Origin of the sequence: Pantoea sp. UBA5035, from assembly GCF_002415245.1 — a bacterium.
GTDB lineage: Bacteria > Pseudomonadota > Gammaproteobacteria > Enterobacterales > Enterobacteriaceae > Pantoea > Pantoea septica.
In genome coordinates, this window is sequence record NZ_DICD01000003.1 from 452,025 (window position 1) to 464,300 (window position 12,276).

Genomic DNA, 12,276 nt, shown 5'->3' on the forward strand with positions numbered 1-12,276 from the left:
GCAGTGAGCCTGCTTGTTTATCAACGCGTCACGTTAACATCTTGCAGCGTCACGGGGCTTTCAGGTTTATCACCTACCTGCATAGCGACCGGGACAAAAATGTTAAGGTCTTGCAGCCAGGCGAGTTTGTCATGGCTTCCCGCCTGGCCTTCGTTAGTTTCATGACACTCAACTAACAGATATTTGCCGCTAAACTGAGGGGAAATTTTACCTGCATCTCCCTCGCCCGTAACGTTGCAACTTAACGCTGAAGCCGTAACTTTCTTGTCGGAATCGATATCGTCCCACTGCGCCTGGTATCGCTGACCAGCTACCAGCGGAAAACGCAGATCCGTCTGCAACTTATTAAGCAGCGAGGCGCCACTACTGATCGACATGGTGAACTTCAGCTGTAGCTGATTAGCCAGCGTTAAGCGTTGCACCGTCCAGATGCCATAGTCTTCCAGCTTGCGTATATAGCCATCCCTTTGTGCATCCAGCTGGACTTTGATCTTACCTTGCGCGCTGACTTGCGTATAACGAATCTGCTTAAAGCGCGGAAGGGCCCAGGGTTTAATCAGTAACTGCGCCTGCTGCTCAATTGCCGCTGAAAGGGGGAATTTATTCAGCCACTGCGGGTTATTATTACTCAGGTCGGGCAGGGATGGCCCCATGAGCTTCGATTCGGGCTTATGGGCGGCGGGGATAAAATGCCCTTTGGCGGTGAAGGCTTTTCCTGCTGGCAACTGACAAAGCTGCTCGAAGCGTTGCGTCTTTTGCGCGTCAATTTTGAACTCATCCTTGCGGCGCACAAGATCCGCGGTAATAAGCGAGTCCGTAACGCGGCCTTCGCTGTCAATGTTCATTAATGCGACAACGGCTCCCTGATGCGTTGTACAGTTATACAGGTAATGCTCAATCTTTAATCCAAGCGGCGCGTCAAACGGCGGTTCCCAGATAATATCCGCAAAGTCATATCCCATACGTACCGATAAAATATCGTCAATACGTTTGATGCTGTTAACATCGACCAAATCGGTTATGCCGACGCTATCTGTTGCGGATAATCTTTCCCAGCGAGCCTCTTTAATCGGTAACCGACAAACCCTGCTGATATCCTCAGCCGTCATCTGCCTGTCATCCTGTGCCGGCGCGTAACGAAGGTAGCTGTTTCCGTAAAAGCGAGTCTGAGTCAACCCTTTATCATTCAGCCAGTCTTTATACAGAAGCTGTGCTTTGCCCTGTTTACAATCCACGGTTCGCCACTCCTGAACTGTTTTTCCGTTATTAAGGTTTAGCGACACCATGTAATTCACGCGATCGTGGATTCTGGTTATATAAAAAGGAGTAATATTACCCCCTGTCGATACCGGCTTATCAACAGCCTGAGCGAAAGAAAACGGCAGCAGCGACAGAAAAAAAAGGGGGCGCATTAAAGGGCGTATGCTGTACATCTATGTTCCTTCATATCGAGTAAGAAATGTGGGTATCGGCACCAGGACGTTGATTGTTAGTCTTACTTGATGTGTAAAGCCTGGACTGAGGTAAGCTATTATCGCTGGTGGCACATAGCGGACACATGCAAAAGCGAGCAGCCTCAATGCGTGTGCTGTACCCACAACATCACTCTTTCCCGTTTTATAAAAACCTGAATGGTAACTATGAACAATGTTTTGCCCCTGCTTGATGTGCAAAACGTGGCTTTTTCCGTTGGTGAACGTCAGCTACTGCAACCCGTATCGGTGCAATTACATCAGGGCGACTCCCTGTTGCTGACCGGCCCCTCTGGAAGCGGAAAAAGCACACTTTTGAAAATTCTTGCTTCGCTTGTCACCCCAACGACCGGACATATCCGTTTTAAAAACAGTGATATCACGACGCTCAGTCCAGAAAGCTATCGTCAGCAGGTTTCGTACTGTTTTCAGACCCCGCAGCTGTTTGGCCAGACGGTATATGAAAACCTTGCGTTGCCATGGCAGATTCGCCGGCAAAAACCCCAGCGGGATAAAATGGTTGCTGGGCTGGAGAGCGTCAATCTCTCTGCGGATATGCTGAATAAATCTGTAGAACAACTTTCAGGCGGAGAAAAGCAGCGTATCGGACTGCTGCGTAATCTGCAGTTTATGCCTGAGGTACTGTTACTGGATGAAGTCACTAGCGCCCTCGATGAAGAGAACAGGCTGGCAGTGCTTTCATTGATTAACCGGATCTCAGCCGAAGAGAAGGTAGCCGTGGTGCGGATCAGTCATGATGTAAATGATATTCAGCAGGCTGAGCATGTGCTTCGCCTTGAGCCGCCAAAAAAGGAGAGCAGGCGTGAATCAGCATAATATCAGTGATACCTCGCTAATACTGTCGCTCTCTCTGGTCATGATAGCGTTGCTTATCAGCCAGAAAGAAAAGCTCGGTATGGGCAAAGATATTCTCTGGAGCGTTTGTCGGGCGATTATACAACTGGTTATCGTCGGCTTTGTGCTGAAGTCGATTTTTGATGTTAATAATCGCTGGCTGACGGTGCTGATGGTGCTGTTTATCTGCGTCAATGCCGCGATCAATGCCGGTAAACGCGGTCGCAATATTGCTAACGTTTTTGCGATATCTTTTGCCGCTATTTTTAGCGGCACCGTTATCACGCTTACTATTCTGGTATTAAGCGGCGCGATAGCCTTTGTGCCGATGCAGGTTATTCCCATCTCAGGGATGATCGCGGGGAACGCCATGATCGCGGTAGGGCTGTGTTACAGCAATCTGAACCAGCGCTTCAGCGACAACCGCCAGAAGATAATGGAGATGCTGAGCCTTGGCGCGTCGGTAAAAATGTCGTCGGGCCGCATTATTGCTGACAGTATTCGTACAGCCATGATCCCGACAGTAGATGCGGCCAAAACCGTTGGGCTGGTCAGTTTGCCGGGTATGATGTCTGGGCTGATATTCGCGGGAATAGACCCGCTAAAGGCGATTAAATATCAGATTATGGTGACATTTATGCTTATAGGGACCGCCAGCCTCTCAACTATCATCGCGGTCTACTTATCCTATCGACGATTTTACAATGCCAGGTCACAGCTAAAAATGTCCGATAAACAGGGAGATTAAGCCCGATCGTCATTCCTCTGTGTGTTTCATTCTGCGTAACTTAACGCAATTTAGCGGAGATGATTTCTTAGCTAATGCCCGTGTCTTTCGAATTCACGTCACTGATTGTGGATGAAGAGAGACATTTAAGGTTAGTAGTGTATGCTCAACAAAAAGAGGAAGCTGAACGTCCTGATTAGCCATTTGACAGTGACCAACATTCTCAGGCTGCGTTCTGACTGGTATGCATCACTAGAGGCCGCTTCTGGCACAGAGCCGGCCTTATCAGAGGTATCTTCAGGATTAAGCGAGCAGCAGGCTGAATATTCTCAGCCTGCTCAGCAAAGCGTTGATGAGACGCTGATATATAAAACGCAGTCAGCGTTGAAAGGCTATCTTACGCCCTGACGGGTCTGTCAACGACATTGCCTAAAGCACTCCGCAGCGCCGGCTCGGCATATTTGCTGATGAGCCAGGCGATATAATAGAGCACGCTGACCACCACCACCGGCAGCGCTATCATCACCGCTTCACTCTTGATATAAATATTTAGCTTGATCATCATGGCGATCATCAGATTTTCATGGATCAGATAGAGTGCGTAACTGACAAAGCCGATGGCGGTAAAAAAGCGCACCGAAAGCCAGCGCTCCATCTGTTTTGAATAAAAGCTGGCTATAAAAAAGAACATCACCATTAATAATGGCAGGATAGTGATAGCACCATCGTGTTTAACGTAGTAACTAAAATTAATCAGCAGCGCCAGTAATACCAGAGCATAGTGATAGGCTTTATCGCGGCCGTGCAGTCGTTCATAAACCAGACAGCCCACCATAAACCAGGCGTAATGGATAAAACCAAATTTTGAAATCACATCAATAAGCAAGGGGTGACCAAGAGATTTCAGCACCGATGATGCCGAAAGTAATAACATCGGCACGATCAGCGCTGGCAGACAATATTTTCGTCCCAGGGTAAAGTAAACAGCGCCGATAATCAGATAAAACAGCGCTTCGACATATAACGACCAGAACGAGCCCGCCATGGAGCTGAATTCGATTCCGGTAAATTGCGTGAGGGTTTCTGGATTGACAAATATCAGGCCGGGAAGAAGGTTCTTGCTTTCTGTGGTAATCACTGACGATTCGGTAAAAAATCCGCCCGCGATATAGAGCAGCAGACTGGCGATCAGCATCGCCGGGAACAGGCGCAGCCAGCGTTTTTTCAGGAAGTGATTATAGCTGCGCGATTTGTCCAGCGTCATAAAAATGACAAAGCCAGAGATCATAAAAAATAGCTGCACGCCTACCCAGCCAAACGCCAGCAGCGGAATATGTTGCGTCGTCGCCACGTAAGGTAATAGTTCAGGCCATCGTGCATAGGCATGATAAGCAATGACCATCAGAATGGCTAAACCGCGCATGCCATCGAGATGCGTAATACGTGCGTGCATATATTCCCTTAGTAAAGAAAAATGGTGCAAAGTGTTAAGGCTAAATTAACACTGACGTAGATTTACACTCAACCAGAATTATCCTGGAAAATTGCGCATAAAATAAACGCGAACTGACGGCTGTGAGGAATTAACAGCGCCATGCTCTGAGCCGTTATGGCTTTAATATTATCGATGGCGACAGGTCTGCTGTGAGCGAAAAGCGTAAAATATCATTTGGCTGGTTTTCAGTAACCTGCATTTTTTAGAAGCGAATTAAGTCCAGCTTCCGTCGTCATCTGACGTTAACCTTAGTCGTCCCGTTGCTGTCTTAGCCTGAAGCTATATGCCAAATTTATCTACATTACAAATTTATTATCAGAAGGATAGGGTGGTATGGTATCGAGCGGAATTTATACGTTATCTTTCCCGTTTATTCTTCGACAAGAGAATAGTTAGCAGACTTATAAATTAATTAGCATACTTATAAATTATCCATATTTTACGGGCGCAATACCGGTATAGCGGGTAAATGCAACGCTAAAAGCGCTGGCAGAGCGATAGCCGACGCGCTCGGCCACTTCGAACACCGCCATATTTTTATCGCGTAACAGTTTTTTCGCCAGCGCCATGCGCCAGGTCAGCAGATAGTCCATTGGCGCCAGGCCCACCGTTTCACGGAAGCGTACAAAGAACGCGGAACGCGATAGCGCTGCTGCTTTCGCCAGTTCGGCGCCCGTCCAGCTATGCTCTGGTCTGGCGTGAATGGCACGGATCGCCGCTGCCACGCGTTCATCGGCCAGTCCACTCATCACACCCGGATATGCGCTGCCGAGCGCTATCGATCGTAACGCTTCAATTAATAACAGCTCCAGCAATCGTTCCAGGACGATATCGCGTGCCGAACGTTGTGCACGGCATTCGTCCATCACCAGCTGCACCAGCAGCGTCAACCGCGATTCACCGCGAACATGAATCAGCTGCGGCAGCAGCGAGACAATCAGCCCAGCATCGGGCGCGTCGAAGTGGCAATAGCCAATCAGGGTTTGCACTTCGGCGGATTGTTCAGGATCGCCTATCCAGAATTCACCAGGCGCGAGCATTTGCGGCAGAGTGTCTGGCGCATCGGCCGCAGGCGGTTCGATGCTGCTCATAGAAAATTCCAGCGCGGCGGGGATAAGCACAAAGTCTCCAGGCTCCAGAATGATTGGCGGGTTTCCTTTCATGGTGAGCTGACTGCAGCCTTCCAGCAGCAGGCAATAGAACGGCTGACCGGTTTCGTTGCGCTCTACCCGCCAGCGGCCGTTGGCGCACACGCGCTTAGAGAACGCCGCTTGCGGTTGTAGCAGCGAAACGATTTCAGCCAAGGGATCGATCATCTGGACTCCTGCGAATGAATGCTGGACTATGCATTATAGTCCGTACATAAAACTGACTATATAGTAATCGCCTATCCCAACACCAGGCAGGCGTAAATTATGAAAACGATCTTAATCACCGGATGTTCTTCAGGCTTTGGTCATGAAACGGCGCATTATTTCCTTGAACGCGGCTGGAAGGTGATTGCCACCATGCGTAATCCACGAGCCGATCTCTTTCCGGATGCCGATAATCTGCGTCTGCTGCCGCTGGATGTCAGCAATGAGGCCAGCATCAGGCAGGCTATCGCAGAAGCGGGCGAGATTGATGTTCTGGTAAACAACGCCGGAATAGGCGTGCTCGCCGCGCTGGAAGGTATGGAGATGTCCACGGTGCGTGAGGTGTTCGAGACCAATACGCTCGGCACCATCGCGATGACGCAGGCTGTATTGCCGCAGTTTCGCGCGAAGCAGAGCGGCACGGTGATTAACGTCACCTCTACCGTGACGCTTAAATCTCTGCCTTTGCTGGCGGTTTATACGGCAAGCAAGGCAGCGGTGAACGCTTTTACCGAATCGCTGGCGCTGGAATTACAGCCGTTCAACATCAACGTGCGCCTGGTTCTGCCGGGCCTGGCTCCGACCACGGATTTCGGCAAAAACGCCCGGTCGCGTATGGAGAACACCCAGCCTGAACCCTATCAGCCGCTGCTGGAGCGCGTGTTCACCGGTATGCAGCAGCCGCAACCCACCACCAGGGCGATTGACGTTGCGGAAGCGATATGGCGTGCCGCCACCGATCCCGGTACGCCGCTGCGTATACCTGCGGGAGACGATGCGGTGGCGCTGATGCACGAAGTGGGTTAATCCTGCGCGTTTACGACTGCTACTGCATCAGTTAGTGGCAGCTCGCCATTTCATCAGGGTCTACCTGCTGGCAGCTGGGTCAGTCAACGATCAAGACGATCTTGCCCTGAATGCCGCCTTGTGCCGCCCGTCTGTGCGCTGCCGCGGCCTCTGAAAGCGGGTAGATACTGTCTGTCACCACGCGCAGGGCGCCGCTTTCCAGTAAGCGACCCGCTTCTTCAAGCTGTTTCCCGCTTGAACGAACCTGGGTTGATGATACCGTTATGCCGCGTCTGGCGGCTTCCTGATGCCCGGCGAACCCCAGCGGATTAACCAGATAAAGCGCTCCGCCAGGTTTGATAACTGCCAGAAACCGCTCCATATTCGCGCCGCCAACGGCGTCAATGACCAGATCGACAGGCTGCACGGCGGTTTCGGCGGCCTGCTAGCGATAGTCGATAAAGGCTTCGACGCCCAGCGCGCGTAACAGCGCCTCGTGTTTACCTGAAGCCACGGCTGTCACCTGCGCGCCTTTCCATCTGGCGACCTGAACGGCGAGGTGGGGGTTGCGGTGAGTGAAAAGCGGACGTTAACATTAACTCTCATGATCGAGCCTGTTCTTGCCGATAACCGATCGATCACTCGCTATAGCAAGGAAAGTAAAATGACGCATGGAAAAGCCGCCTGGCTGTTGCCAGCCATAATGTTGTACGCCGCCGGAGCCGGAGCGGCCACGAGGGAAGAAATAGAGCGCTTCGAAAACGCCCAGCCGCCAGGCACGGTGTTGATCTGCCAGGGCGAGGGGAGTCTTTCCGCCGGGATGCATCGCGTAACGGTCAGAAATTATGTACGCGGAAAAATCCTCTCCTTCCAGGACGGGCGACAGCGCTCACGAGCCGAAAGCATCGGTACGGTGGATGGCGTGGTTTACGCCCGCTATACCTATGAAGTGACCTCATGGCTGGAACAGGATGCAGAGGTTACTGAACTCGATCCGGACAGCGTCCACGTCATTTTCCCGGAGAGTAAAAAAGAGGCCGATGAGATTGCTCGCTTTGTTCGTGCCAACGGCACTACCCGCCTGCGATTTGAAGAGTTCGACGCCACCCACTTTCCGTCCTGGGAGATTGCGCCCGCTCCCGACGATCCAACCGGCATGCGCTACCACTGCAAGCCTGACTGATATCCGCGACGCGCCTTAGCTGCCGTAGGGTTAATCCCTGAGACAGCTAAGGATGTCATAAAGCAGCATCCAGCAATGAGGAGAAAGCCAGATATAAACAAGCGCTTTTAATTGTAGATTGATCGATCTACAATTGATCATCAGCACAGGAGAAAGCAATGAAATCATCTGTTGGCAGACCCCGAGAGTTCGATCCAGAGGACTTTCTCAACACTGCGCTGGAGTGCTTCTGGCAGAAAGGTTATCGGGCAACCTCGATGAGCGATCTTATGAAAGCCTCAGGTTTAGCCAGCGCCAGTATCTATAAGCTCTATCCCGATAAGCGAGCAATCTATCTCGCGGCATTGCAGCATTACATGGATGAGGGCGCTTCCAGAGGAGCGAAACACGATACAGATTTATCGCCAGAAGCGGCCTTGCGCGAAACGCTCGAATTTGTGGCGCTTCTGTCATCCACGCCTGATGGAGAGAAGGGGTGTTTTACCATTGCCGCTGCCAGTGAACTTTTACCGGGCGATGAAGAGGTAAAGAGTAAGGTCAATAATAAATTCAATTCGATAATTAATCGGTTAGAAAAAATAGTATGCGAAGGCCAGGCGCAGGGGCTTTTTCGACGCGATGAGAGCGCGCGAGTCATGGCCCTGAGCATTTTTATGATGCTGGAAGGCATGCGGGTATATGGAAAAATCCAGCCAGACAACGAGGAACTTAAACAGTGTAATGCGTTTATTGTCGAATCGGTGCTGATAAACAGAGATGCTGATCATTCAGTAAAGGCCTCAATATGATGGAGGCAGGCACGCTTGTGCGACGTCGAAAAAGAAGAAGAACAATGGTTGTGCTTGAATGCGAAGAGGGCATGGCGCTGTGCGGTTGGATCGATAAAGGGCGCTTTTTCAAAAGACGTTTTCCGCTATCTCAGCTGAAAACCTGCGTGCCCTATTCATGTTTTTGGCCTTTTACCTGAATGCGTTGCGGTACAACGTAGTTGAAGCCGACAGAAGTTGTAATCTTGCCAAAATTTAATTTGCTTTCATGGCACTGAAGTCGCGCCAGAAGTCATCCGTTTGTAGAAACAGGAATACGCGCCTGTCACACTGATTGCCGATAAAACTTTAATGATTCTCGTTTAAGGCGCGGGCCAGAAGAATATTGCAGTCGCTTTTAGGGTTGGGTATCACCACGGCCCAGCGCTTATCTGGCTGCGGCGTGTCCTCGGCAAGCGTAAAGCCTGGCTTGTCCGTGTAATACTCGCCCGATCGTCATCATCAACCCCTACGGCCACCTATCCCATGCATCGCATTTGCGTTGTTATTTTTGCTCCATCAGGTTTCTAACATATTTGCCTGGAGGCGCCTTTTTATCACAAAAGATAATAGCCAAATCTTAGGTGCTAACGTCCGCTTCTGGTTCTGAGCAGACAGGCGCGCAGGGCGAGGTCCGGTGTGAGCGAGGAGCGGACACTTTTTCAAAGCTAACACACGGCAATCTCACTTTTTGATGCAGAAACTGAGCACTGAGATATCGAGGTTCGCAGTGACTTTCAGAAAACGATCAGGCTCATACAATTCTTTATTTCTTCATCATGCACCGGAAAGTCCTGTTGTGTGTATAACCAGGCCCGCTATCGCCGCGGCAGCAATAACGTGCGTAACCTTCCATTTGAAGCGAAAAAGCGCAACAGCAGAGGCTACGGCAATGGCAGCGGCCCACGGGTCAATACTACCGCCTGCACCTGCTGGCCAGACAATGTGCCAGATAAAAAAGAGCGCCAGATTGAGGATGACGCCCACCACAGCAGCAGTTATGGCCGTCAGAGGAGCCGTAAACCCGACATTGTTATGGGTGGTTTCAATAAACGGCCCGCCGGTGAGAATGAAAATGAATGATGGCAAGAAGGTAAACCACGTTACCAGGCAGGCGGCTACTGTGCCTCCTAAAAAAAGAGCATCGGTGCCGAACACGGCTTTTGTATAACCGCCCACAAAACCGACAAAGGTCACGACCATAATCAATGGACCGGGGGTTGATTCACCCAGTGCCAGACCATCCATCATCTGCCCCGCCGTCAGCCAGCCATAATTCGTTACCGCGCCCTGATAAACGTAGGGCAGGACTGCATAGGCACCGCCGAAGGTCATCAGTGCAGCCTTAGTAAAGAACCAGCTCATCTGCGTCACCGGATGGGTCCATCCCAGCATCAGCGTCAGCATGCTCATAGGTATAAGCCAGAGCAGCACCCCGGCAGCAATGACTTTTGCCATGCGCATCCAGCTGAAGACGGCATGCGCGGGCAGCGGTGTATGATCGTCGATGATGGCAGCCCCATAGCCTTTATCCTGAGCTTTATGGCCCCCACCGGCCCTGAACCTGTCCGGCGCTATACGCCCACCGATAAATCCGGTAACGGCGGCGACCAGTACAATCAGCGGAAACGGTACATTCAGGGCAAAAATAGCGACAAATGCTGCTGCGGCTATCGCCCAGTGGGCACCATTTTTCAGGGCGCGCGAGCCGATCCGGTGTGCAGCCTGCAACACTACCGCCGCAACGGCGGGTTTAATGCCGTAAAAAATCCCGGCCACTACGGCTACATCACCCCAGGCAATATATATCCAGCCCAGCGCAATCAGAATCAGCAACGATGGCAAAATGAAAAGCAGACCGGCAACGATACCGCCCCAGGTTTTATGCATCAGCCAGCCGATATAGGTTGCCAGCTGTTGTGCCTCCGGGCCGGGTAATACCATGCAGAAATTCAGCGCATGCAGGAATCGCTGCTCTGATATCCAGCGCCGGTTTTCCACCAGTTCCTGATGCATAATCGAAATCTGTCCTGCCGGGCCGCCAAAGCTGATAAAGCCGAGCTTCAGCCAGAAGAGGATGGCCTCTCTGAAGGATACCGATGGCGGCTCAGCGCTATCCTGAGCGTGGGGGAGTTCCATCATTTTGCTCATTGCCAGACCTCATTTCAAAAGACATCAGTAAACCGTCAAACAGCGCACAGGCTGTTGCCAGCAGTTTGTCATCGTCCGTAATGCTTTCACGCAGGCCTGCCAGAATGCTTTCCACACCTGCAGCGTCAGAAGGCTGTACGCCTCCGATATCCAGATAGTGAATAAGCAGACCCATATCGTCGGGTATCCTCTGCTCCAGCCCGAAGCGTCTGATGAGCACTTCAAAGGTGACCAGGTTATCGACATGGCTGAACATGGCGCCGTCAAAATCAAAGCCCACCGCATCCGGATGACAGGCTCCCGTGTCCTCAAGCCAGAGAAAACGCGCGTCACAGTCAATGAAACGCCGGATTAGCCAGGCGCTGGCAAGCCGGTCAATCCAGGGACGGCTGCGCGTCGCCCAGATCCGGCCCTGGTAATCCTCCCGGCTGAGTCGCATCAGTGTGCCCGGCACGGCATGCGGTTCCCCCGGGGATATCAGCTGGTTTATCTCCAGCTCCACAGAGGCAAGCGCCGATGCCGCCTGCTGTCGGGCTTCACCTGGGTAAAAGTCAATATTTCCGAGCCTGTCGAATTCCCTGCGCAGCTTACGCAGCTTTTTAAGTTCTCCCGGCAGACCGTCAGCCTGAAGTGCGCTCCGGAATGCGCAGAGTTTTTTTAAAATTTCCCCGTACTGCTCAGAACGATCAAACAGCGGCTGGAATCCCTCCTCTTCAGAAACGTCAGCAGTAAAGACATAAGCCGCTCCGCCTTCATCTTTTATCTCCCGGCACGTTGCCAAGAAGGTTTGATATCCTTCCTCTGCGTCGGGGACGAGATAAACACCGTCGCGCAGGACAGCAGCACCACTGTTTTTAAGGGTTCGCCAGACACGCATACGCAGCGTAGACTGGGCCGTTGTAAGCTTAAGTACTAATATGTGCATTTTCATGATGTAGACATTACTACAATTTGTTTTAAGTGCTACATATTTTTAGTGGGGTGTGCCATTAAAAGGAGAGTGTTACGGCTGACTGGTAAATGGGAGAGTAGGAGAGCTCACCAGCCTGACCTTATGTCAGTCTGACATCAGCAAAGCGATTTCTGTGTGTCATTAAGCGTTTTCAGACGAGCCGGAAGCGCCCGCACTGTCTTTTTGCGATGGCAGGAAGAAAGTTTGCGCCAGTCCTGTAAATGGTCTGGCTCGGTATTACAGTCAGGCTATTGCTCACGTCTTTTCATAAACTTAAAAGCATGAAAGTTGATTTTAGCTTTAACCATTGGCTGGGAGTAATTCAGGCCGTACTGACATTGTCAGGTTTGCGGCTTCATCTTATATTTCATTCGAATAATAAATAACATTGAGGAAATATCATGCTCAAGCATCGCACTCTTAAAGCAGCATTTGCACTTGTTATAGGTTTCGCCGTTTTAGCTGCTCCAGCTTGGCTTTGTTGAATAAATCGA

11 protein-coding genes and 2 pseudogenes are annotated in these 12,276 nt (G+C 51.1%); 6 read left to right on the plus strand and 7 right to left on the minus strand.

The genetic code is table 11. From position 1 onward, the window contains the following. Nucleotides 1-20: 20 nt before the first annotated feature. Nucleotides 21-1,433, minus strand: coding sequence for a hypothetical protein (locus B3229_RS02990; RefSeq protein WP_286868449.1), 1,413 nt, complete (start codon nucleotides 1,431-1,433; stop codon nucleotides 21-23). 207 nt (nucleotides 1,434-1,640) lie between these two features. Here B3229_RS02990 and fetA point away from each other — a divergent pair, with 207 nt between their 5' ends. The 3 genes from fetA to B3229_RS03005 all read left to right on the plus strand — a co-directional run bounded on the left by fetA (nucleotide 1,641) and on the right by B3229_RS03005 (nucleotide 3,462). After that, a complete protein-coding gene (gene fetA / locus B3229_RS02995; RefSeq protein WP_286868451.1) occupies nucleotides 1,641-2,309 on the plus strand; it encodes an iron efflux ABC transporter ATP-binding subunit FetA in 669 nt (222 codons plus the stop codon). Beyond that, nucleotides 2,296-3,075: an iron efflux ABC transporter permease subunit FetB gene (gene fetB / locus B3229_RS03000; protein ID WP_286868454.1), complete on the plus strand. Its 780-nt coding sequence runs from the start codon at nucleotides 2,296-2,298 to the stop codon at nucleotides 3,073-3,075. The genes fetA and fetB overlap by 14 nt, the downstream gene beginning before the upstream one ends. Nucleotides 3,076-3,216: 141 nt before the next feature. Then, nucleotides 3,217-3,462 (plus strand): hypothetical protein, encoded by a 246-nt coding sequence (locus B3229_RS03005; protein WP_286868456.1) that lies wholly within the window; start codon nucleotides 3,217-3,219, stop codon nucleotides 3,460-3,462. Here B3229_RS03005 and B3229_RS03010 read toward each other — a convergent pair. Both B3229_RS03010 and B3229_RS03015 read right to left on the minus strand, forming a co-directional pair. Then, nucleotides 3,452-4,537 carry an acyltransferase family protein gene (locus tag B3229_RS03010; RefSeq protein ID WP_277268393.1) on the minus strand — a complete coding sequence of 362 codons (1,086 nt, stop codon included), beginning with the start codon at nucleotides 4,535-4,537 and terminating at the stop codon, nucleotides 3,452-3,454. The two genes, B3229_RS03005 and B3229_RS03010, sit on opposite strands and share 11 nt — an antisense overlap. Before the next feature lie 440 nt (nucleotides 4,538-4,977). Beyond that, on the minus strand, nucleotides 4,978-5,865 hold the full coding sequence (locus B3229_RS03015; RefSeq protein WP_286868458.1) for an AraC family transcriptional regulator: 888 nt from the start codon (nucleotides 5,863-5,865) through the stop codon (nucleotides 4,978-4,980). 99 nt (nucleotides 5,866-5,964) lie between these two features. Here B3229_RS03015 and B3229_RS03020 point away from each other — a divergent pair, with 99 nt between their 5' ends. After that, nucleotides 5,965-6,711, plus strand: a complete 747-nt coding sequence (locus B3229_RS03020; RefSeq protein WP_286868461.1) for an SDR family oxidoreductase — start codon at nucleotides 5,965-5,967, stop codon at nucleotides 6,709-6,711. A 79-nt stretch (nucleotides 6,712-6,790) separates the two neighbouring features. On the opposite strand, the pseudogene B3229_RS03025 reads toward B3229_RS03020, so the two are convergent. Further along, nucleotides 6,791-7,252: pseudogene (locus tag B3229_RS03025) on the minus strand (zinc-binding dehydrogenase); the annotation flags it as partial. Between the two features lie 102 nt (nucleotides 7,253-7,354). On the opposite strand from B3229_RS03025, the gene B3229_RS03030 reads away from it, so the two are divergent. Then, nucleotides 7,355-7,873: a hypothetical protein gene (locus tag B3229_RS03030; RefSeq protein ID WP_286868463.1), complete on the plus strand. Its 519-nt coding sequence runs from the start codon at nucleotides 7,355-7,357 to the stop codon at nucleotides 7,871-7,873. Between the two features lie 158 nt (nucleotides 7,874-8,031). Further along, complete coding sequence (locus B3229_RS03035) at nucleotides 8,032-8,661, plus strand: TetR/AcrR family transcriptional regulator (protein WP_286868466.1); 630 nt, start codon at nucleotides 8,032-8,034, stop codon at nucleotides 8,659-8,661. Nucleotides 8,662-8,901: 240 nt separating this feature from the next. Here the strand turns inward: B3229_RS03035 and B3229_RS03040 are convergent. The 3 genes and pseudogenes from B3229_RS03040 to B3229_RS03050 all read right to left on the minus strand — a co-directional run. Beyond that, nucleotides 8,902-9,158: pseudogene (locus tag B3229_RS03040) on the minus strand (VOC family protein); the annotation flags it as partial. Between the two features lie 298 nt (nucleotides 9,159-9,456). Then, a complete protein-coding gene (gene chrA, locus B3229_RS03045) occupies nucleotides 9,457-10,830 on the minus strand; it encodes a chromate efflux transporter (RefSeq protein ID WP_286868469.1) in 1,374 nt (457 codons plus the stop codon). Next, nucleotides 10,793-11,755: a chromate resistance protein ChrB domain-containing protein gene (locus B3229_RS03050; protein WP_349679554.1), complete on the minus strand. Its 963-nt coding sequence runs from the start codon at nucleotides 11,753-11,755 to the stop codon at nucleotides 10,793-10,795. The genes chrA and B3229_RS03050 overlap by 38 nt, the downstream gene beginning before the upstream one ends. Between the last annotated feature and the right edge of the window lie 521 nt (nucleotides 11,756-12,276).

Excerpts from the sequence above, each read along its gene's own strand:
- B3229_RS03005 (WP_286868456.1), top strand. The coding sequence starts at position 3,217 with ATGCTCAACAAAAAGAGGAAGCTGAACGTCCTGATTAGCCATTTGACA.
- B3229_RS03020 (WP_286868461.1), top strand. The coding sequence starts at position 5,965 with ATGAAAACGATCTTAATCACCGGATGTTCTTCAGGCTTTGGTCATGAA.
- B3229_RS02990 (WP_286868449.1), bottom strand. The coding sequence starts at position 1,433 with ATGTACAGCATACGCCCTTTAATGCGCCCCCTTTTTTTTCTGTCGCTG.
- fetA (WP_286868451.1), top strand. The coding sequence starts at position 1,641 with ATGAACAATGTTTTGCCCCTGCTTGATGTGCAAAACGTGGCTTTTTCC.
- B3229_RS03015 (WP_286868458.1), bottom strand. The coding sequence starts at position 5,865 with ATGATCGATCCCTTGGCTGAAATCGTTTCGCTGCTACAACCGCAAGCG.
- B3229_RS03030 (WP_286868463.1), top strand. The coding sequence starts at position 7,355 with ATGACGCATGGAAAAGCCGCCTGGCTGTTGCCAGCCATAATGTTGTAC.
- B3229_RS03035 (WP_286868466.1), top strand. The coding sequence starts at position 8,032 with ATGAAATCATCTGTTGGCAGACCCCGAGAGTTCGATCCAGAGGACTTT.
- B3229_RS03050 (WP_349679554.1), bottom strand. The coding sequence starts at position 11,755 with ATGCACATATTAGTACTTAAGCTTACAACGGCCCAGTCTACGCTGCGT.
- chrA (WP_286868469.1), bottom strand. The coding sequence starts at position 10,830 with ATGAGCAAAATGATGGAACTCCCCCACGCTCAGGATAGCGCTGAGCCG.